Origin of the sequence: Mesorhizobium sp. B2-5-13, from assembly GCF_006440535.1 — a bacterium.
In the GTDB taxonomy this organism is placed as follows: domain Bacteria; phylum Pseudomonadota; class Alphaproteobacteria; order Rhizobiales; family Rhizobiaceae; genus Mesorhizobium; species Mesorhizobium salmacidum.
The window spans coordinates 66,865-86,566 of record NZ_VFUI01000012.1 but is presented as its reverse complement, the minus strand read 5'-3'; the positions used below and the strand labels follow the sequence as shown (position 1 = coordinate 86,566).

General features: G+C 59.9%; 24 protein-coding genes and 3 pseudogenes. 12 read left to right on the top strand and 15 right to left on the bottom strand.

Annotated elements, in window-relative coordinates; translation table 11 throughout:
- Positions 1–183: 183 nt before the first annotated feature.
- Complete coding sequence (locus FJ434_RS20135) at positions 184–420, top strand: hypothetical protein (RefSeq protein ID WP_140751590.1); 237 nt, start codon at positions 184–186, stop codon at positions 418–420.
- A gap of 271 nt (positions 421–691) precedes the next feature.
- On the opposite strand, the gene FJ434_RS20130 is transcribed toward FJ434_RS20135, so the two are convergent.
- Positions 692–1,021, bottom strand: coding sequence for a hypothetical protein (locus tag FJ434_RS20130; protein ID WP_246676106.1), 330 nt, complete (start codon positions 1,019–1,021; stop codon positions 692–694).
- A gap of 194 nt (positions 1,022–1,215) precedes the next feature.
- Between FJ434_RS20130 and FJ434_RS20125 the strand changes: the two genes are divergently transcribed.
- Together FJ434_RS20125 and FJ434_RS29875 are read left to right on the top strand one after the other, a co-directional pair.
- On the top strand, positions 1,216–1,479 hold the full coding sequence (locus FJ434_RS20125; RefSeq protein ID WP_140717720.1) for a hypothetical protein: 264 nt from the start codon (positions 1,216–1,218) through the stop codon (positions 1,477–1,479).
- Positions 1,479–2,207, top strand: a complete 729-nt coding sequence (locus FJ434_RS29875) for an SMC-Scp complex subunit ScpB (protein ID WP_140751592.1) — start codon at positions 1,479–1,481, stop codon at positions 2,205–2,207. Before FJ434_RS20125 ends, FJ434_RS29875 begins: the two co-directional genes overlap by 1 nt.
- Positions 2,208–2,249: 42 nt before the next feature.
- On the opposite strand, the gene FJ434_RS20115 is transcribed toward FJ434_RS29875, so the two are convergent.
- The 5 genes and pseudogenes from FJ434_RS20115 to FJ434_RS29865 all read right to left on the bottom strand — a co-directional run bounded on the left by FJ434_RS20115 (position 2,250) and on the right by FJ434_RS29865 (position 4,950).
- Positions 2,250–2,774, bottom strand: coding sequence for an RES family NAD+ phosphorylase (locus FJ434_RS20115; protein ID WP_140751594.1), 525 nt, complete (start codon positions 2,772–2,774; stop codon positions 2,250–2,252).
- Positions 2,771–3,157 carry a DUF2384 domain-containing protein gene (locus FJ434_RS20110; RefSeq protein WP_140751596.1) on the bottom strand — a complete coding sequence of 129 codons (387 nt, stop codon included), beginning with the start codon at positions 3,155–3,157 and terminating at the stop codon, positions 2,771–2,773. The genes FJ434_RS20115 and FJ434_RS20110 overlap by 4 nt, the downstream gene beginning before the upstream one ends.
- 224 nt (positions 3,158–3,381) lie before the next feature.
- Positions 3,382–3,618 carry a KTSC domain-containing protein gene (locus FJ434_RS20105; protein ID WP_140751598.1) on the bottom strand — a complete coding sequence of 79 codons (237 nt, stop codon included), beginning with the start codon at positions 3,616–3,618 and terminating at the stop codon, positions 3,382–3,384.
- Positions 3,619–4,080, bottom strand: a complete 462-nt coding sequence (locus FJ434_RS29870) for an ATP-binding protein (RefSeq protein ID WP_246676112.1) — start codon at positions 4,078–4,080, stop codon at positions 3,619–3,621. It abuts the gene before it with no gap.
- Positions 4,043–4,950: pseudogene (locus FJ434_RS29865) on the bottom strand (ATP-binding protein). The gene FJ434_RS29870 and the pseudogene FJ434_RS29865 overlap by 38 nt, the downstream one beginning before the upstream one ends.
- Before the next feature lie 324 nt (positions 4,951–5,274).
- Between FJ434_RS29865 and FJ434_RS20095 the strand changes: the two are divergent.
- The 3 genes from FJ434_RS20095 to FJ434_RS29855 all read left to right on the top strand — a co-directional run bounded on the left by FJ434_RS20095 (position 5,275) and on the right by FJ434_RS29855 (position 6,864).
- Positions 5,275–6,234: a hypothetical protein gene (locus FJ434_RS20095; protein ID WP_140751600.1), complete on the top strand. Its 960-nt coding sequence runs from the start codon at positions 5,275–5,277 to the stop codon at positions 6,232–6,234.
- Between the two features lie 2 nt (positions 6,235–6,236).
- Entirely contained in the window at positions 6,237–6,599 is a 363-nt protein-coding gene (locus tag FJ434_RS20090; protein WP_140751602.1) for a hypothetical protein, read from the top strand.
- 127 nt (positions 6,600–6,726) lie between these two features.
- Entirely contained in the window at positions 6,727–6,864 is a 138-nt protein-coding gene (locus FJ434_RS29855; RefSeq protein ID WP_181166077.1) for a hypothetical protein, read from the top strand.
- Between the two features lie 96 nt (positions 6,865–6,960).
- Here the strand turns inward: FJ434_RS29855 and FJ434_RS30510 are convergent, their stop codons facing one another.
- Positions 6,961–7,086 (bottom strand): hypothetical protein, encoded by a 126-nt coding sequence (locus tag FJ434_RS30510; RefSeq protein ID WP_281406455.1) that lies wholly within the window; start codon positions 7,084–7,086, stop codon positions 6,961–6,963.
- A gap of 79 nt (positions 7,087–7,165) precedes the next feature.
- Here FJ434_RS30510 and FJ434_RS20085 point away from each other — a divergent pair, with 79 nt between their 5' ends.
- Complete coding sequence (locus tag FJ434_RS20085) at positions 7,166–7,390, top strand: hypothetical protein (protein ID WP_140751604.1); 225 nt, start codon at positions 7,166–7,168, stop codon at positions 7,388–7,390.
- 1,382 nt (positions 7,391–8,772) lie between these two features.
- On the opposite strand, the gene FJ434_RS20080 is transcribed toward FJ434_RS20085, so the two are convergent.
- Entirely contained in the window at positions 8,773–8,988 is a 216-nt protein-coding gene (locus FJ434_RS20080; protein ID WP_140751606.1) for a hypothetical protein, read from the bottom strand.
- Between the two features lie 85 nt (positions 8,989–9,073).
- Between FJ434_RS20080 and FJ434_RS20075 the strand changes: the two are divergent.
- From FJ434_RS20075 to FJ434_RS20065, 3 genes and pseudogenes are all read left to right on the top strand, one after another.
- Positions 9,074–9,933 (top strand): annotated as a pseudogene (locus tag FJ434_RS20075) (ATP-dependent DNA ligase).
- A gap of 118 nt (positions 9,934–10,051) precedes the next feature.
- Entirely contained in the window at positions 10,052–10,282 is a 231-nt protein-coding gene (locus FJ434_RS20070; RefSeq protein WP_140751608.1) for a hypothetical protein, read from the top strand.
- A gap of 75 nt (positions 10,283–10,357) precedes the next feature.
- Positions 10,358–11,077, top strand: a pseudogene (locus FJ434_RS20065) (SOS response-associated peptidase).
- Positions 11,078–11,155: 78 nt separating this feature from the next.
- On the opposite strand, the gene FJ434_RS20060 reads toward FJ434_RS20065, so the two are convergent.
- Positions 11,156–11,668: a DUF892 family protein gene (locus tag FJ434_RS20060; protein ID WP_140751610.1), complete on the bottom strand. Its 513-nt coding sequence runs from the start codon at positions 11,666–11,668 to the stop codon at positions 11,156–11,158.
- A gap of 174 nt (positions 11,669–11,842) precedes the next feature.
- Here FJ434_RS20060 and FJ434_RS20055 point away from each other — a divergent pair, with 174 nt between their 5' ends.
- Positions 11,843–12,088, top strand: coding sequence for a hypothetical protein (locus tag FJ434_RS20055; RefSeq protein ID WP_246676104.1), 246 nt, complete (start codon positions 11,843–11,845; stop codon positions 12,086–12,088).
- A 647-nt stretch (positions 12,089–12,735) separates the two neighbouring features.
- Here the strand turns inward: FJ434_RS20055 and FJ434_RS20045 are convergent.
- The 4 genes from FJ434_RS20045 to FJ434_RS20030 all read right to left on the bottom strand — a co-directional run bounded on the left by FJ434_RS20045 (position 12,736) and on the right by FJ434_RS20030 (position 16,322).
- A complete protein-coding gene (locus tag FJ434_RS20045) occupies positions 12,736–13,515 on the bottom strand; it encodes an alpha/beta hydrolase (protein WP_140751614.1) in 780 nt (259 codons plus the stop codon).
- Positions 13,516–13,628: 113 nt separating this feature from the next.
- On the bottom strand, positions 13,629–14,465 hold the full coding sequence (locus FJ434_RS20040) for an oxidoreductase (RefSeq protein WP_140751616.1): 837 nt from the start codon (positions 14,463–14,465) through the stop codon (positions 13,629–13,631).
- Positions 14,466–14,557: 92 nt separating this feature from the next.
- Positions 14,558–14,962, bottom strand: coding sequence for a nuclear transport factor 2 family protein (locus FJ434_RS20035; RefSeq protein WP_140751618.1), 405 nt, complete (start codon positions 14,960–14,962; stop codon positions 14,558–14,560).
- 184 nt (positions 14,963–15,146) lie between these two features.
- Positions 15,147–16,322, bottom strand: a complete 1,176-nt coding sequence (locus tag FJ434_RS20030) for an FUSC family protein (RefSeq protein WP_140751619.1) — start codon at positions 16,320–16,322, stop codon at positions 15,147–15,149.
- Between the two features lie 163 nt (positions 16,323–16,485).
- Here FJ434_RS20030 and FJ434_RS20025 point away from each other — a divergent pair, with 163 nt between their 5' ends.
- On the top strand, positions 16,486–17,364 hold the full coding sequence (locus FJ434_RS20025; protein WP_140751621.1) for a LysR family transcriptional regulator: 879 nt from the start codon (positions 16,486–16,488) through the stop codon (positions 17,362–17,364).
- 137 nt (positions 17,365–17,501) lie between these two features.
- On the opposite strand, the gene FJ434_RS20020 is transcribed toward FJ434_RS20025, so the two are convergent.
- The gene (locus tag FJ434_RS20020; protein WP_181166078.1) at positions 17,502–17,993 is read right to left on the bottom strand and encodes a nuclear transport factor 2 family protein; all 492 of its coding nucleotides are present in this window, start codon (positions 17,991–17,993) and stop codon (positions 17,502–17,504) included.
- A gap of 1,121 nt (positions 17,994–19,114) precedes the next feature.
- Entirely contained in the window at positions 19,115–19,492 is a 378-nt protein-coding gene (locus tag FJ434_RS20010; protein ID WP_140751625.1) for a hypothetical protein, read from the bottom strand.
- Positions 19,493–19,702: the final 210 nt, after the last annotated feature.

The following is a 19,702-nucleotide window of genomic DNA, read 5'->3' as shown; positions in this document are numbered from 1 at the left end:
GTTCGAACCGGGTGGACTGGTCCCCTCCAAGTCCCCCGCGAAGATGGAGGTCGATTGGGCTCCCGGCCTAGTCGGCCTTCTTCGCTGGTCAGTCGCGTAAGGGTCCTTGCCACAATTTTGATTATTTCGGAACGATTCGCCGGCTCAGGTGTTGGGCCGCGGATATTGCGGGACAAATCCGACATGACCGATCGTGATAATGCCAACGGGCCGACGACTCTAGCTGCGTCTGTCAGGCGTCAGATTAGCTCAAAGGCATTGAAGCACTACACGGCGACCTTGCCCATCTTCCGCGTTGACGAAACGATCCCGGATAGGCTCAAAGAACTCCTTGAACGGCTGGACCATGCAGAAGAAGCCAGCCTCTACGAGGAACCTCCCCGATGGCGCTCAGATGGTTTAGCCCTGCAGTCCCTGTGACAACGGGTGAGATGGGCTCCACGTATCACTGCTCCAACGTTGAGGGCGCCGCTGCCGAATTACTGAAATGGAACAAACGCGGCCCCCACCGAGAGAAAGCAGTCCGCGCCTGCATGGCCTGTTTTTGAAAGGTCGTCCTCAGAATATCCGCATCAGTGCCGACAGTCCGTGTTTCGCCATGTTTTCCCTCGTGCTCCACGAGGGCGAAAGACATTGCCGCCCGATAGCAATTTGAGGTGGTTGGCGAAGCTGCCTGTCCACTGTCGCCCCTTCAGACCCAGTCAAACCCAGCTTCCCAGACTTGCAGGTTGTGCCATCCGTCGAAATCCCCGGCATTCACCCCCGCCAGCTCGGCCGCTGCGCCTCGCGCCAGCTCGCGCTCGATGCGCGTCCGGCGCGACAGGAAACTGCGCATGTGGACGATGCCGCCGCCGGAGCGGCCGCGCACCCGGTAGACTGGCCCTGCGAGCTGTTGTGTCTCGACCGCGGAACCGCGCAGGGCAGGGGCGAGATCGACGTCGGCCGACTGCGGCTCTAAGGCCGCGAGCACGGTTTCGACGGAGGCGGGGGCAGGCAGGCGGACGGGTTTTTGCTCGGTCACTCTCGGGCTCCGGTCGGTGGGAAATCCGCGCTTTTTTTCGTCAAGGGAACGCCGTGCGTCGTCGTCGGAGATCTTGGAGGCGATTTTGGCTGATTTCGCTCACGAGAACAACGCTGACGTCGCAGACCGCCGGTGGGTGCGGAAGAGGGTGGCAACTTGCGACAAGCCTGAAACGACTATATCTTGCACGCATCATGAGCAAGCATCTAGGTTCAGTCCTGACGACGGTGAACGCGCCCTACAGTGATCAACTGGACGACGTGGCGCTGGCGCATTGCCTTGCTGATATCGATCTGGCCAAGCAGCATCCCGGCCATATTAGCGCCTTTCTCGGCGAGGTCCCTCTTGCCCAGCAAGTCGAGTTCGCAACCGCGCACCACATCGCGGTCGACGACCTGAAGGCGTTTGCCGCCAAGTTCTCTGCCTGGTCCGGCGAGAGCTATCCGCTCGCCGCGTAATGGCTGGACGCGACAGCCGGCGCCCTTCCGAATGGCGGCGGCTTTTTAGCATCGCCGTAGATCTGATTGACCAGCTTCGGGAGAATGCCCACGGTTACGACTTCGAATGGTCGTTTGGCGGTGGGACGGCTATGATGATCCAGATCAGCCATCGCGAAAGCCACGACATCGATATCTTCCTCGACGATCCTCAATTGCTCGGATTCGTTGACCCTTCCAGGAGCCGTCTGCGCTTTGACCTGATGCCATCGGACTATCAGGGTGACGGGCTGCGATTTCAAAAGTTCGCCTTCGAAGGAATCGGCGAAATCGACTTCGGCGACATCATCCACGCCGCATTTGGCACGGCGGGGAAGGGGACAAAAGAACTGTCGCAGTCGGAGGCGCTCGTGCTGATGTGCATTGCCTATTTCCAGCCGATCACGCGTGGCGAGCTGTCTTCCTTCTTCGGCAAGGAGGTGTCGCGGGATCTGATCGGCGTGCTGCGGGGGCAGGAGCTGATCGCCTCGGGGCCGCGCAGCCCGCAGCCGGGCGCGCCCTATACCTATGTGACGACCAAAAACTTTCTGTCGCAGTTCGGGCTCGACACGCTGCGCCAGCTGCCGGATTTCGAGGCGCTCGAGGACGCAGGACTGCTGTCGAAGGAGAAGCTGCTCGCCGGCGGTATTCCAGCCGGGTTGGCGAATCGGGAGGGCGAGGACGATATCGTTGAGGACCAGGTGCCATGAGCGGGGCGTTGTCGCGATGCGACCACAGAGACAGTCGATGACTCAGGACCAGGACGACTGGTCATGCGGCAGCCGGTGATCGGGATCGTGAACCGCGACATGATCGCCGTCGACAAGATTGGCCGGAAAGATCACCAGATTGGTGCCGCCGGCGTGACGCAGCGATGGGAACAGGATGCCGCGAAGCCCGGCCGTGATGATCAGGTCCGCGAGCTTCCACGATGGCGGGATTTTCTTGTCGAGGCGCGCGATCTGGCGCCATGCACAATCCCATTCCTTCCAGGCACTATCCCAGATGTCCGGATCAAATCCTTGCGAAAGGTTGGCGACGTCGGCGAGCGTTATCTTGTAGGCGGCAAGGGTGGCCGGCGGAGTGATGCTGGCGCCCTGCTTGTATTCCTCCAACGCCGTCTGAGGTGCGCGGGAGAGGTAAAGGGCTTCGACGCCTGGCCGGTTGAAACGACCGCCGTCATTCGCCGCGCCTGCACCGCTGGTGGGCAGGAAAGCCCATTTGGGTGTCAGATAGCGATGGAAGATCTCGTCCGGCCCGACGCGGGTGACCTTCACCCGCGCGCCCCGTTCTCGAGATCCCGGATGAAGGCTAGGACTACTTCAACTTGGCCGTCAGCGACGAGCTCGGCCGCCGTGCGATGGCCATAATCGGCAATCGGTTCGTTGCGATACCAGTAAATCGCCTTGTCGACGTCGCCGGTGAGTTCCGTCGCGGCCGAGATCACTTTCACCATCTCGCGCATCCGACCCTGCAGGCGCTCCGATGAGGGATTGCGCAGCGTGTTGCGGTGAACACCGGTCAACTGGGCGAGGTTGGCCACCTTCACGCCGAGCGCCTGCGACAGGCGCTTCGGCGAGATATAAGGTGTGCGCGGCTCCTGCAGGCTATCAACAAAGCCTGAGACCACTTTCGATGATGCGAGCTGTGCGTGAGTCATGACAAATCTCCGACCATATGCACAATATATGCACATTTGAGCGCATAGCAAGTGAACAGAGGTCTGAGCCTTCCAGTGCACTGCTTGTCCTTCCTCATCCGTAGCGGTTGTTAGCTGGCGGCGGCAATGCACCTTCGAGTCAGTCGTTCGACCTACATTACGAATGGCCGATGCGGACATTGGAAATTCACTTCACCGCAACGGCACCGACCAGAACTGGCCGATCAGATCGGGTTGCAGGGATAGGCGTTTCTGATTTCTGCATTGAAGACGTTTCTGATTTCTGCATTGAAGAATTGTCCGATAGAGGAGGCTTCCAACAGCCGATCGTACATGAATTGGGGGACATTGTAATATTCGTACACCTTGCCGGTAGCGAGGAACTCCACCTGAAGTGTCTCCGAACCAGGGTTACAGCCTACCGAAGCCAAACTCGACGAGCTTACTGACTGTCGTTCCATTCATTCCTCCGTCCATCGTGGGTTCTGAGATCGCCACGCAGCCGTGACGTTCACATAGTTCTCGTTGCCGCGTCCCTTACTCCAGTTGTGGGCAACACGCGGATCCTCGCTCGCGGGCCGCTTGCCTTCCTCGGGGAGCGTTATCCTGCATCGCACAGGCAACTTGGCAGCCTCGCCGGTGATCACAGCCTCGCCCGTACGAAGCACAGGCAAGCTGTCCACGATGCCGGTTAGACTGTCGGGCAGGGCAGCCTGAACCTTGCTGCGATCCGACGAGTTGGATAGGCGCAGCGAGAAGAAAGTGCCGCACTGGGAGAGAATGGTCTCGTCGATCTCGGAAGGGCGTTGGCTCACTATCATCGCGCCGAGGCCAAACTTGCGGCCCTCCTTGACAATGCGCTGGACGGCGTCCCGCGCAAGGTTGTCATCGTCCCGGCCCAGGTAGCGATGTGCCTCCTCCATAACCACGAGCAGGGGGCGCCCGCCCGCCCTCGGGCATCTCGCGGCTCCAGAAGAGAGCCTCGTAAATGATGTTCAGGATGCCTCCAATTAGGCGCATAAGGATCGAGCTTGGCACGCCCGACAGATCCAGCACCGTGATCGGCCGATCGTGCCCGAGCCAACTCTCGAGCAGTTGGGGCAGGTCGTTCTGCGGAGCTCCGTTGAGGCTCGGCTCCCAAGGCCCAGGGTGGAGCATGAAATCATACTGTCGATCCAGCAATCGTGACCGGAGCTGTTCGAGCTGTCGTCGGATGGAAAGAACATTCGACTTGTTTGCGAACGGCGGTGTGTTGCCTTGGCCAGGCAGCGGATAGGTAGGCGCCGTAAGTGTTTCGGCGTCGCCGGGAGCGGTCTGAGCCGAATTCTGCTGAGTGTTCTCCATCCATGTTTTGATTTCTGGGCCGATCAGATCGAACCAGAGCGATTTCAGGCTGAACGGCAGAGGGCTGTCAGCAGTCAGCGAGTTGGGATCAACACCCGGATAGTTCATCTGAGCTGACACTGCGGTTTTCGCTCTCAAAATGCGGTCCTGAATCCCCGTCAGCGCCTTCTCCTCGGTCTTCCCGAGCAGGAAGGTCAGCAGGTCGTCCAAATTGAGTGCCCAATAGGGAACGTAGAGGCGCTCCTCATTCTCTAGCAGGTTCACACGAAAGACTTTGGCGACTTCGCCAAGCGCACGGCCGTATTCGCCGTGGATGTCCATCAGCAGCACCCGCGCGTTCGAAAAACCGGAGTGGTCACCCTGGCCGACCGAAAGGGAGCGCAGCAGACTTGTGACTGTCGTCGACTTGCCAGCGCCCGTTGACCCAATACCGCGGAGTGGCGCGTCACGAGCTTGTCCAAATCGACACGGACGGGGATGCTCTCGGCCCCCGACAATCTTCCGATGGTCACCTGACCCGTTTCGGCGGTCCCATAGATGCGGGCGAGATCCTCCTCGACGACGAGGTGCACCTGATCGTTGATCGCCGGATACTGGCTGATCCCGCGTTCGAAGGTCGCCTCCAAAACCTCGCCAACGAGCTGCACTTTGATCCAGCGGTCCCCTCTGGCCGCGCTGTTAACTAGTGTCTCAGGCGTGGCCGTAGCACCGACGTCCGAGATGATACCGTACAGGTCGTGATAGCCCTGAGGGATGCGGACGAAGCTGCCGACTTGGCCGATGCGGTAACTGCGACCACCGTCATTCGCGGCGGTGGCGACAAGCTCACCTCGGAAACCTTCAACCTCGTGAACGGTGTTGCCGTGCGTGCGGAACAAGGCAAACAGGCGATCGACGGTCTGAAATCCAGCGTCGACGGCACCAGTGACTCGGTCGACGGTGTGTCGAATGAGATCACCAACAGCATCGCCCAAATCGCACCAGCCGCGCAGCAGGCCGCGGACGGTTTTACAAGCGCATTGGGGAATCTTGACGCCGGTGCAGCCCAGGCAGCGGCGGAGGCCATCGTGGCTCCGTTTGAAACGTTGCCGGGCAAGTTCTCGACCATCCTCAACGGCATCAGGGCTTTGCTGCAAGGCGGCTTCTCAGGGCTCCAGGGCGTCGTGACAAGCCTTGCCAGTCAGATCGAATCGGCAATCGCCAGCATCCTGGCATCTCTTCGCGCGGCAGCGGCGGCAGCGCAGAGCCTTCGCTCACAGGCGGCCTCCGGATCGTCATCGGACGGCGGTGGATCTCACGGCGGTTTCGCCGGCGGCGGCTTCGTCAGCGGACCCGGTGGGCCGAAGACGGACTCGATTTTGGCTTGGCTGAGCAACGGCGAATACGTCATCACGGCCGAGGCGGTGAAGCGGATCGGCCGCCAAGCGCTCGACGCCTGGAACTATGGCAAGGGTTCCTTCGACGGCCTTCGAGGTTTCAGCCTTGGCGGTGCTGTCGACAACTTCAACCGATCGATGTCGATCCCGCGTTTTGCCAGCGGCGGACTTGCGACCTCCAATCTGGCGCCCGCTTCCGGTCTCTCGGGCAAGACTGTGAACCTTAAGCTTCAATACGGCACGAGCCCGCAGGATGTCATCGACCTGATCGGGCAGTTTGATCCCGTGCAGCGTCTTCAGCAGTTCGTCCTCAGTGAAGCGATGGCCAGCAATGGCCGCAGGCCAGGTAGGAGATGAAAATGGCAGATCTACCCGACTTCGATCCTTCCAAGATTCCGCAGGCCGGCGATCAACACGACCCCAAGGTGCGCGCAAATCAGAAGGCGTTCCAGGAGCGGTTCGGCGACTTCAAGGCGCGTCATGTCACCGGCATACACCTGGGCCCAGCGCCGAAAGGCGAATGGGTGGGCTGCATCTTCGACATGGAAGACGGATCAACCGTGCAGGTGGCGATCCCGTTCAACTACTGGCAGGCGTTCGGCAATGAATACGTGCTGGCGATGATGTCGGCCAGCTTCAGGTCCAGGGAATCTGAAGCACCTGTTCATTATCGTGACGGCACCCTGCAAGGACGGTCAGCACCTGCTGATATCGGTGTGTAGTATCAAGCCCGGGATCAAACACGACACAACGTGCCAGTTTGCCGGCGGCGAACACCCGTTCATCAATGGCCCCAGTTACGTCTATTATCGAAAGCCGGACATGCGGCTATCAACGGGAATATCCAGAATGGTCGACAAGGGCTACTTCCTTCCAAAGCAGGATTTCGGAGATATTCCCTTCGTCCGGTTATGTGCCGGAGTTGCGGCCTCGCCCTTCACAACGCCGTCTACGCTCAAATATTTTCAGGCGAATCGCGTGGCGTGAAGCAATTGCCATAATTTCGTAATGGGGCCGCCAGAGGCCGCTTGCGCTTCGGCGGCACATACTTTGCCTCCAGCCGCACAACGTCCGGCGAGAGCGTCACGGTGCCGGAATCGAATGCGCGTGGTTGTAGCTCGGGATCGCAATGCTTGCCCGGCCGTCAATGATCCTGACGATGGTTGCCGAGATCGACACCTCGTCGCCGATGCTAAATTCCCCCGCCATATGATGATTCTGGTGCGGCCGACGGCTTAGTCAAGCATCAGCTAATATTGGAGAGATCCCGGCGACAGCCTGCGAAGGCGTGGACGATCGCGAAGCCTATGCCGATCGCAAGGCCGGTGGTGAGGCTTTCGGCCATGCGCTGGACAAAGGCGCCGTAGCGGTCCCGCAAACGCGCTGGCGGGGCTCTCAGGGCAGCAGCAATGTCATCAAACGCGTGTTCCATGCCGAGAATCTGGATCGGAACCGGGCAAATGTGAATCCCCGGTTTGTTCTCACGCGCCAGCCTGAGCCGTTAGCTTTTTAACAACTGCAGTAACGGTTGATTCAACCATTGCTGGTATTATTCCAGAGTGTGGTGGCGGCCCCGACAAAAGCGGGCGGGGCTATGCCGAAGCCGCCTGCGCAGTCCGGATGGGATCTCTTGACCGCGCTGTCTCAGAATAGGACAGCGCGGTCAACGATCCGTTAAGATTTCGCAGCCGGGCGGGCATTAGCCGTGGAGCATCAACGCATCGTGGTGATTTGCTGGCGCCTGTGTTGGGGTGTTCGAAATGTCGGACAAAGGGAATGGCGGCGGCCCTCTCTCAAAACGGAGATCGCCAAAGAGTGTCGCCTTGACCTTGGTTGATTCCAACTTGCCGCTGGCAGGCCTGACGGCCTTTTTGGGTGGCTGGAACATGTGCCGATCATAGAGGTTCGGGAGCAGGCCGTCCACTGCGCGCGGCCTAGCCTGAGCCTGGGTCCCCGCCCGGGCGAGTCCCCTTGCTCCATAGGGGCGCCCGCCGCTGCCGTGAATGGAGCGGCGGGAAAAGGTGGCAGCCCCCGTGGTGCTGGCAGCGCGTCCCAAAAAGCGCGAGCATCCCGAACCGATCCTGGACAGCATTCTCCTGCCGCTGCAAGGTTGCAGGCGGCTTCTCAAAGACGACCATCGAGCGGCGATGACAGGAAAGCTGTCCCAAGGACAGGCCCGCTGGTCTCATCTGAGAATGTCCCTTAGCGACATGTATCCGCCCGCTGCGCTAAGGCCCGAAACACGAAGAGCAGTATCACGACGCCGCGTTTTTGGCCGACTGAGGTCGCCCGATGCCAGCCTTGGAAGCAAATCCGTGTGCCCCATGTCGCGAGCAATATGCTCAGGATGAACAGCCCTACCAAAACCCTTTTCGAGTATACAAGACGCAGTAGTAGCGAGCCGATCGCAATTGCGTAGCTTAGCAGAGCCACTGGCGATAAATGTGCTTTCAGATAGGAGTCCATTAAGAACCGCTAGCACGTAGCTATTGCAGGGCAGTTAAGGTAGGACGAGCGCCGCGCCGTCAATGTGGTACGCCGAGACATTCACAGTCCGCTCTCATAACCCCGTCTCGGTTCACGCCGGGCGGGCTGTTTAATGCTTGGGCGCAAGAAGCCGAGAAGCCCGCTCGCGGTTCGCATCGGCAGCAGGCGACGGCCGCTTAGTTTCGGCTATCCCACCTTGGATGCATGTCAGCGTTCACTCACGGGCTGTCCCGGAAACAGTCTGAGGAACTCTGGACGTAAGCCGTCACCTCGTGTGGCCGCAATCTTATGGAACTCCCAGAGTCCAAACATTGGCGTATCCTCGCATAAACATGTGCGGAAACCTGACCGTTCGGCGTAGTACCGCCACCTGTTCCTTGCGGCTGGCCCCGCGCAGGTAGGGATTTGTCATTCCCGCTTTGGAAATTCGATCACCTTCGCCTCAGGCTCGGGCTCCAGCGGTTCATGACCAGGCCGCTCATGCCAGAAGACTTGGCGCAAATCGCGTTGGTCAACGCGCTGACCGCAGTGCGGGCAGTTGTAGAAGTGAAGATGCTCGTCGATGCGCTGCCCTCCGTGCAGTTTGCCGGGAATCGGAGGGCCAAGGTCGGATAGCTTTGTCATGCGGGCTGCAACATCCGGCCATGCTAAATGTTCCGGAACTATTTTAGCTAAAGCTTATTGAATGGACAGTTTCGCGAGTGAGTTGATGCGTCTGAAGTTCATTAAGCCGATGGAGCCCGAGCTGGTCGACACCCCGCCCCAAGGCGATGAGTGGATCCACGAGATCAAGTTCGATGGGTACAGGACCCAGATCATCAAGGATGACGACGGGATTCGGTTGATCACCAAAAACGGCTATGACTGGACCGGGCGCTACATCCAGCTCGCCGGCGAAGCAGAGGCGATCGAAGCGAAAGACTTCATCATCGACGGCGAGGCGATCAGCATCAGCGAAGCCGGCCTGTCGGACTTCCACGCACTGCAATCAGCCGTTACCAGCCGCAACCCGTCTCGCGATCTGTATCTGGTGGCGTTCGACCTCCTGCACCTCAACGGCCACGATTTGCGCGAGATGCCGGTGGAAGAGCGGCGCGATATTCTACAGGGATTGATCCCCACTGGCGGCCGCATCCAGTTCAGCGAAGCAATGCCGGGAACCGGCGATGCCGTCTATCACCTTGTCGACCAAGCCGGCCTGGAGGGTATGGTTTCAAAGCGAAAGGACAGCACTTATCGCAGCGGGCCGACGATGAACTGGCGCAAGATCAAGTGCTATGCCGAAAAGGAAATGGACATCATTGGCGTCCAGCGTGAGGCGGGGAAACCCGCGATGGTCCTGATGGCGGACAAGGGCCGCTATGCCGGTGGCGCCTTCGTCACGTTCAAGGCTCACAAACGGCAAGCGCTATGGGACCGCGTGCAGGGGAAGGTCGGCGGACCCGTTCCGATAGGCTTGGCCAAGGCAAGGCAGAATGGCTAAAGCCTGGTCTGGTCGGCCGTGTGCGGTTCCTGAAGGGCGAGGAGAAGCTACGTCACGCCTCGCTCAAGGACTTTCGGGAAAGATAGGGACATCGTACTTTGATAGGTACCACCTGGACGCTTCAGTCTGATCGGCGTCATCTACACGCCCGACACCACGCCGACAGGGTATGGGGTCCTAAGTGCTGCCAAGCGCGGAGGACGCGTGCGCAAGGATTTCGCGAGACCTCTTTGTCAGCCGGCGGTTCTGCTCGATGAGTTCCTGAGTTTCTTTGATGCGGATGAGGCTTTGCCGTTCCCTCTCGTCGAACTGCTTAACCAGCTTTTTGGTGTCGTTGATCTGTTGCATGAGACTCAAACCCGCAAGGCTGGAAACCGTTCCATTGAGGTGACGATCATGCTGGATATTCCTGAACCTCTGGCTGCGACAGAATGACCGGCGCCCTCCGTTGGGCGATTGAGTAGCCGCCCCGAAGTAGACTCTTGCTTTTCGGGTGCCTATCTCTGATGCATGTGCGGACGCGTTTTCGTGAAGACCACAATCCCCGACATGGTTCGTCGGTTTGAATTCGCCCAGCCTGGCGAGGTTGAACGCCTTGGCAACAGCTTCCCGCTGTGGAACGGCGCGCCAAGCCTGACCTACCCGATCATCATCCGTGAAGAGCTGTCGACCAGCATGGCCGGCTTTGGCTCGGCGCGCTAGGGGCTGGCCCCCGGTTGGGCTCGGGACGGTGGCGGCCGCCCGCCACCGGTCAACGCCCGCTGCGAGACGATCGCCAGTAATGGCTTGTTCCGGAAGGCCTACAATTCGCGCCGCTGCCTGGTGCCCGTCGACGGCTATTTCGAATGGCAGAAGCTCGACGCGTCGGGAAAGAAAAAACAGCCCTACGCCATCGCGATGAAATCTGACGAGCCTTTCGCCATGGCCGGGATCTGGGAAGAGTATACCGACAAGGTGACCGGCGAACTCGTGCGGACCTTTGCCATCGCCACCTGCGAGCCCAACGATCTGATGGCGACCATTCACGACCGCATGCCGGTGATCTTGGCGCCGACCGACTACATGCGCTGGCTTGGGCCGGAGCAGGACCCTCGCGACCTGATGAAGCCCTTTCCGTCCGATCTGATGAAGATGTGGCCGATCGACAGCAAGGTCGGTTCGCCGCGCAACAACACGCCCGACATCATTGACGAGATCGGGCGGGGGCCGAGCGACTTGTTCGAAGTCTGATCGGCCTGAGGTTGGGAACTCGCCGTAGCCAGCGAGACAGAGCACCACACAACAGCCCGCCTTGACTGGCCTAGTAAATCACCGTTTTGCGGCGTCACTGTCAGCGGCGGCACGCGACAGGAAGGTCTGCGTCGTCTGGCCAAGATGGCTCTTCAGCCACTCCGCCATTGCTTCTTCTTCGCGCAGATTCTGCTCGCACGCTTGCACGATTTGAGTTTCGCCCTCGACGTTGGCGGCCGCGATAAGGATTGTATAGGATGCGATTTCCATGTGCTCGAATGTGTAGCTGGCCAGAGAGCCCTTCATCACCTCATCGCCGGCAAATACCCCACTTATGGATTGTGCGAGCGCCGTGAGCTTACCGCTTGCGACCTTCATGGTGGACGATCCTTCGCTGACCCCGTCAAGACAGGTCTTTAGCCGGGTAGCCTGTTGCCTTGTTTCTTCGAGATGTAGGCGGATGCGCTCACTGAGCTCCGGGTAATTCTCGATACGGCTCAATTGTCCTGAGAGCATCGTCTCGGCCTGTTCCTCCATGGCGTGGGCGTCCCTCAGCCACTGGATCATCCATTCGCGCGATTCTGACGACATAGGTGCCTCCTGAGTTCGCTAAAATAAACGAACCTCGAGAAGCGAGGATTGTTCCGGCCGGACGTGCGTTGCCATTAGTTCGAATGCGCTCTTGACGAAAGAGGAATTTGTTCCTTTTTTGTTCTCATGGGGCATGATCCGATTGACACGCTGGGGAAGGCGACCCGGCACAATATGCTTGTGAAGGTGGAATGCAGTTGCGGCAACGTCCGCTACTGCAGATCGGCCGATCTCATGATGGTCTATGGCGGCGGCGTTGATCCTTTGAAGCTGAAATTCGACTGCAACCGGTGCAAGCCATCGATCAAGATCACGCTCCTTGAAGTCCATCCGGAGCATCTTCCGAAGCGTCTGATGATCCACAAGCCGGTGAAGGTGGATGGCAAAATCACCTGGTACACGGAGAGGTTCAGGGGATGACGATCGAGCCATCGAGGGCACTCAGCCGAGACAGTCAGACTAGGCGCTAGCGAAGCGCTTGTAGGGTCAGGAATCGGCGGTAGCTCACCCTCGGAACCGCGTCAGCTCAGGGCGTGGAGGGGCAAGGACTCGCGCGAGGGCCTTTGCGGGTCGTGAGCGAAGGCCGGGGTGCGAGAAGCCTCTGTAGGGGCTCCATGTCAATTCGCATCCAATGTGGCACCGCATTTATTACAACTCTGGTGTAGCTCTCGGCCAAACGGTGCCGTCTGGCGGGGTGTTCCGTGCTTGCTTGGTGCCTCAATGGTTACAAGTGCACGCCTTACAGGAATGCGCAGATTGGGGGCGCAACGCCTTGCAATTCAAGGCGTCTCGGCTCTCAGACGCCCGTTGCTGCGGTAGCTCAGTGGTAGAGCACTCCCTTGGTAAGGGAGAGGTCGAGGCTACAACTCCCTCGCGCTTCAGTGGCAGCCTTTCGATCTCCGATCGCCGATAAGCGGACTGTCTGCAAACGGCCCCGCTTCAGGCAAAGTTTGCCTGGTCAGCTCTCCGCCTATCGGTCTTAGAAGCCAGTCTTCCAACTTCCTTGAAGCAGCCATTCGCAGCGACACGCGATTTCGGTCATCAGTCCTTGAGCGTGGTCGTTTAGACTAGCTGCCCTGTCCTGCGGCTTCCAGGATCAGTTGGGTGATCTCGTGTGGATGAGAGATCAACGACAGATGACTTGACTTCACTTCGATGGTCTTGGCCCCCATGCGCTTGGCCATAAAGCGCTCTAGGTCGGGATTGATCGTCCGGTCTTCGGTTGAAACGGCATAGAAACTCGGTTTCGACCGCCAGGCCGCATGCGTGGTCTTGCCCGTGAGCAGAATCTTTTGGAACGGCTCCTGGACCGCATAAAGAAGCTTGGCCTTCGCTTCCGGCAGATCACCGGCGAAATCGCGCAGAAACGCAGCCTCGCTGAGGCGTCCTTCATCACCATCGAAGACGATCCCTGCGGATGCGGGCGGCGTCGGAAATGTCTTGGCCAACGCCGTGTAGTCCTCGTTCGCATCCGGCGCCCGCGCCGCCACATAGACCAGCGCCGACACGTTCGGATGCATACCTGCCTCGGTGACGATCATCCCGGAGAAGGAATGACCAACCAGAACCGTCGGGCCATCTTGCCGTGCCAGCACACGCTCGGCCGAGGCAACCGCCTCGGGCAGCGTAGTCAAGGGGTTTTGCACCGACGTGGCGTTCAGTCCTGCCGCCTGCAATCGTGCAATCACCTGGGACCAGCATGACCCATCGGCAAACAGGCCGTGCACAAGGACGACATTGCGAGCCTTCGGCGGAGCGGGGTTTGCGGCCATCCCGCGAGTGGAGATCAGTGAGGCCACAGCGCCAACAGCAAGGCCGGCCGAGAAAGTGCGTCTGTTCATCTTCACGATAATCTTCCTTCTGCCGTAGGTTTTTGTAAAAATCATAACTGCCCGACCTATGGGCGGGGGAGAGTTCCGCTCTTGTGGGTCGGTCGTGTTCGATGCTTGGGTTCATTGCATCAGCTCTCGATCTCAAAGTCGGTCGAGACCGTCAGATGCCGCCATTTCCGATCCGCTTCGCGTTTGGCGAGATCATTCTGTTCGACGGCAGCAGCCGCATCGCTGCCGAGCAGCAGCCGCAGCGGCGGCTCATCCATTCCCGCCACTTGAAGAACCACGCTTGCGGCCTTCGCGGGATCGCCGGGCTGCCTGCCGTCAAAGCCGCGCTGGAACCGCGCAGCGGCTCCGACCGTGGAATCATATTCCGGCCGGCCGGCGTCGAGCTTGGTTGACGCACCGGCAAAGTCCGTGCGAAATCCGCCCGGCTCGATTATTGTGACCTTGATGCCAAGCGGCGCTGTTTCTTTGGCGAGTACCTCGGAGAAGCCTTCAACGCCCCATTTGGCGGCAGAATAGGCGGCTCGGCCCATGGCGCCGACGCGGCCACCAACCGATGAAAATTGAATAATGCGGCCTGACCGCTGCTCGCGCATGAACGGGATTGCGGCCTTTGTCATGTTGATGACGCCGAAAAGGTTCGTCTCTATCTGCGCCCGGATCTCGTCGAGGCTGGTATCCTCGATGGCTCCGATATTTCCGTAACCGGCATTGTTCACCAGGACGTCCAACCTGCCGAAGGTGTCGACAGCCGCCGCGACACTTTCGCAGGCCGCGCGGGGATCGGTCACGTCAAGGGAGAAGGTGCGCACCTGGTCGCCATATTTCGCGCTAAGATCGGTGAGTTGCGCCGGGTTGCGGGCCGTAGCAAGCAACTTGTGACCTGCCGCCAATACGGCTTCGGCTAGCGCGCGGCCGAGACCCCTGGAACTGCCGGTAGTGAGCCAGACTTTTGTCATCGTCGCTCCTCTTCTTGTTGAAACGGACTTGGTTCGGCTGGAATGCCGAGGGGCGCGTCGAGGCCCTGCGGCAAGACCGCGCCGACACCCGATCATCCGATCGGATTTTCCTCGAACAGCCGGGCAACCATCGCCGAGTCCAAGTAGGCGCGCACGCGCGCAATCACGTCATTCTGGAAATAGACAATCCAGCAATAACGATTGTCGAATCGAAGGCCGTTCTTTGCGGTCGCCAGTGACCGAAGTTCCACCACTGCGGCGTCGCCGTTGACCAAGAGGTTTTCGACATGAAGTTGCGCCCCTTTCGGCAGGACTTTGCTCAGCTTCGTGAAGGTTCCTTCGATGAAAGCCGCCTTGGAATGATAGTGGCCGGCCAATGGATGTGTACCTTGGACGATCCAATCGACGTTGTCGTCGACATGACTGAAAAAGGAAGCGCCATCTCCCTCTTCCAGACCCTTGAATATGTTGCTGACGTATTCCGCGGTAACGGACATGAGCTTCACTCCTTGTTCAACTCAGGGCGACGTTTCTCGCCTGAGAACACCGTGCCCTGATAGATTCGGCATGCTCGGTATTGCGAGCGAAACGCCTGCCGGTGCGTCGCTTCGAGATTCCGTACCCCCCTCGCTTCCGCCAGCAGACATCACCGCAGTTTGGATTGCCATGGCTGCCTCCTGATCAGTCTTCTGCTGTTGTAGCCCAGTGGCTCGTTGGGAGCCGAACGACGCACTCGGCTCCGTCCGCCGCAATGGAACCCATCCGCCGTATCGCGCTGCATCGGAGCAAGCGTTGGAAAACAACGTGCACGCCGAGGACAAAAACGATGCCGACGACACCCCCAAGGATGACGTTGGCCGCCCGCTCTCCCGCTGCGAAGATGGATTGATTGATGACGATGAATGCCATCGCAGCGCAGGCGCTGCGGGCGCCGAAGCCAACATTGTATCGGCGAAAGCCGACCAAGGTCAGCACCGCCAGAAGCGCGGTGAGTTCAAGAACGATGCGGTTATGCGGCAGCAGCAACCCAAGTGCGTTCCCCGCCGGCACCCCAACGACCGCGCCGAGCACCCGGTCACGCAACTTCGCCCGAGCGCTTGCTGCGTCGCCGGTGACGACGCTGGCAGCCGACCAGATCACCCATTGGCCATGCCCGATGTGGTACCGTTCCACGAGAGCTGCCGCGAGAGCCACGGCAAACGCCACAGCGATAAAGGCCTCACGATAAGGAACCAAGGTCCTCGGCGCCGTCTGACCCACCACCTGCGAAAAATGGCGGAGCAGCGTGATGTGATCACGGCGGCATTCAAGATGGTCAAGAATCGACACCAGCAGCACCGGAACGATCGCCAAGCCAATAAAGGGCAGGAAATGCAATCCGCGAAAGACGAGTGCCTCCGGGGATGCCTGCTCAGCGATTTCGCAAGCCAGATAGAGCGCAGGAATGAACGTGAAATTTCCCAGCGAGCGCAACTCGGCGCCCCGCGCAGTCAGGAGTATCGAGGCAGCCGCCATTGCCACAGCAAGGAAGACGAACAGCGCTGGTTGATGAACCGATGTGAGCAGCACCATGAAGCCGGTCGCAATGGCGAGTCCATGAAGGACAACGCCGAGTGGCGCCAGACCCGACCGCTCGGCGGCGATAAAGGCGGAGATCGTCACGAGCGCGGCCTGCGGCCAGACCGTCTCACCCGATAAGGCTGTGGCGAGCACCAGCGGTGCCAGGACCAGGCCGGCCCGGCCCAGCGCCTTGCGATCGATCACGGCTTCAATTCGTCGATCGATGAGGGCCATGGCGGCTTGGCGATCACGGATCGCCACCAGCCCCTCGTCCTTCTGCCGTTTTGCGGAAACCATGGCTCTCGCTCAGATGAGTGGAGCCGCCGGGCAGATTCGCTTCTCGCGCGGCTAGGTGCCTAGCGTGCCAACGACGGTTCCTTTCGTCGCTCAAAGATGGGCCCAACTTTGCCATTGTTCCAATATATCAAACCGGCAAGTGCGATAGCTTTTGGAGATGACAATGGAATTGCGTCATATCCGCTATTTTCTGGCGGTCGCCGAGGAGCGTCACTTCACGCGTGCCGCCGCAAGGGTCGGCATCGGGCAGCCACCTCTCAGCCAGCAGATCAAGGATCTTGAGGTCGAGATCGGAACTCAGCTGTTCCACCGCGTCGCCCATGGCGCGGAGCTCACGCCGGCGGGTCAGGCTTTCCTGGAGGGCGTGAAGGAGATGCCGACGCTCGCTGAGCGAGCAGCAAAGGCGGCGCGACGGGCATCTCGGGGCGAGACCGGCTCGATTCGCGTCGGCTTCATCCCATCCGCGGCGTTCAACGCGGTCGTGCCGACAGCGATCCGGGCATTCCGCCGCGCGCATCCCGACGTCGAAGTCACGTTGCAGGAGGCCAACACAAACGGGCTGGTGGCAGGACTACAGGACGGGTCGCTCGACGCCGCGTTCCTGCGGCCCAACGTCGCCGGAATCGAGGCATTCCATCTCCACGTTCTTTCCGAGGAGCCAATGCTCGTTGCGCTACCCGCCAGCCACCATGCCGCCGCGCAGCAAGAGGTCGACCTTGCAACGTTGAGCAAGGAAACGTTTCTGCTGGTGCCGCGCTGGTTCGGTCCGGCATTCTATGACAGCATCATTGGCGCTTGCCGCAAGGCTGGGTTCGAGCCGGTGATCGGCGAGGTGGCGCCGGTGATTGGCTCGGTCGTCGTGCTCGTGGCTGCGGAACTCGGCGTGTCGATCGTGCCGGCATCGATGAGTCGGCTACAGGTTGCGGGGATCGCGTATCGACCGATCGCGGCTGACGCCCCGATCGACGCGGTAGCTCTGGTGCATCGGCGCCAGGAGACATCGCCGGTCGTGCGCAATTTCGTCGCGCGAACACTCGCATGAGCAGAATTCCCCGAGTTGAATATCTATCTACTCGCCGGCGATGCCACCGGCCGGGCACTGCCGGATATCCTTGAACTCGGAGCTGCTGGCGATTTGAAGCCTTGATTCAGTATCGCTAGAGAGGATGAGGCGAGCGTTCATGATATGGGGTTGAGGGGGGCGAGTGGTGCGGCCCGAGGGCCGCCGGCACGTCGCCGCGAGTAGGCCGTCACGATCTTGCCGTCCCACTCGCCACCCGAGGGAAACGAGGCGTGCTCATGGAACAGCTTCCAGCTGCCGCCGCGCCGCTTGAAGCAGTCCGTCTGGCGGACGAGCGCGTGCTTGGCGTCACCGTTCTTGAGGACGATGTTGACTTCCTGGATGGTGCAGACCACGCCCATATCTCCGCTGACGGTGACGTCTTCTTGCAGGATATTGATGCCGCACGACTTAAACCCTTTGAAGACGCGATCGAACATCTTCATTGCCGGCTGGATGCCGCGCGAGGCAAACGGCGGGATGTCGAACCACAGCGCGTCGTCCGCCCAGTGCCGCGTGCTTTGTTCGCCCGTCATGGAAGCCGCCATCTCCTTCACGATTGCAGTCAGCGCTTCCGTGTCGCCCTGCTGATTTTCAGCAATCTTGGTCATTTCCATTCTCCTTCATCAAGTTGCTCGGGCTGCCTTCAACCCGATGGGAGAGGCTAGCCCATCCCTTGAAGGAGGGGTAGAATGGCGAATGGAATAGGAACAATTCCCAAATTGGAATGGTGGAGGTGCATTTGGATCGGATGGAGGCGATCAGGCTCTTCGTTCGGGTAGTCGAGAGTGGCAGCTTTTCGGCCGTAGCCCGCTCGCTCGGCGTCGGCCAGCCGGCCGTCAGCAAGCAAGTTGCAGCGCTCGAGGCGCACCTAGGTGCGCAGCTGCTGCAGCGCCCCTCACGCAGCCTTTGATTGCCAAGAGGATCGCGCAGACGCCGGTCGTAACCGTGGCGACCCCCGCTTATCTCGAGGCTCACGGCGAGCCGGCAATACCGGCCGAACTGGAACAGCATTCCTGTATCATATACGCGCCGCAGGGTTCGCCCCGCGTATGGGGGTTCCGGGATCGCTTTGGTCCCGTCATGCATAATCCCAAGTGCGCCTTCCGCACCAACGATGCGGAACAAATACGAGCCGCCGTCCTGTCCGGCATCGGAATCGCTCATGCTCCCGGTTGGTTGTTCGGAGCAGAGATAGCATCAGGCGCAGTGCGCGAAATCCTGACGGACTATGCGCCGAGGCCATTAGCAATCACAGCCGTGCGGCCAGCGGGCCGCTTCCTCGCTAGCAAAGTCCGGGTCTTCGCCGATTTCCTCGCCGAACTCTTCGCCCAGGAGCCTAGCCTTGCGCTCAATCGTGCCGGCACGGAGGGTGTGTCCGACCAAACGGCTTGACGTCTGGTCCCGCGCGTCGATTCCGAATGTCGGCTGAGGGCCAATCCGAGACCTTAGTCGCTTCGAGTTGTACGTCCGTTCTTTTGGATTTCGAGGCTCAAAGCTGCCGATCCGCTGTCGGCCCCGTTCCGTCAGAAGCAGCCCAGAGGGATTGCGCCTCATAACGGCCACAACCCCGCTGATCGCAACTTTCTGATAACTGCCGTTTGTTCGTCGCTTCGTTGTTCGCGTTCTCGATGTTGTAAGGTCGGGAATTTGGGCATCGTCGCGGACTGCAGATATCAACCCGCAATGCCGCCGTCGAATCGATCTCTAGGCGTTCCACACACCCGATGATCTAATCGGGAAGAATTTCGCGTTTCGGGCCATCTGAACCCGTGCGCTCGGCTTCTCCTTTGCACAAAGGATGACGGCTGCGGGCAACCAGTTCGCGTAAACGCTGAATATTGCGCTGCCTGCCTTCGACGTGAGCACCACGAGCGAGCGTGGCAAGACGCTCCTCTTCGGACGCGTTGGTCGCGCAGGTCCGACAGGTCTCAAGCAGAACTCTGATCATTGTCTCGTCTGCCTTGGTGCCGGAAAAGGTTTTCGCGAGGTTGCGAGCTTGCTTGTCCCATTCGCATTCGGGGATGTCGCCCTGTGCGATTATGGCTTTCAGAGCGTTTTTTATGACGTCGAAATCAAAGGCTGAGATCACGGGGCGCTTGCGTCTCATATGCTTCTCTCCGCGTGTCCGACGAGGCTGCCGAAGAGCGGATCGGAAGCACCAGCTACAAACTCTAATCCGTCACCAACTTGGCGCATTAACCTGCGTTAATGGCCACTCCGTAACTTCTGCTCGTGACCAGGAGCAGCGAGTTCGAAATTTAGCCAAAAAGTTGGAGCTGCCCGGAGAGTAGGCGACCGACGCCGGGTTGGGGGGCGG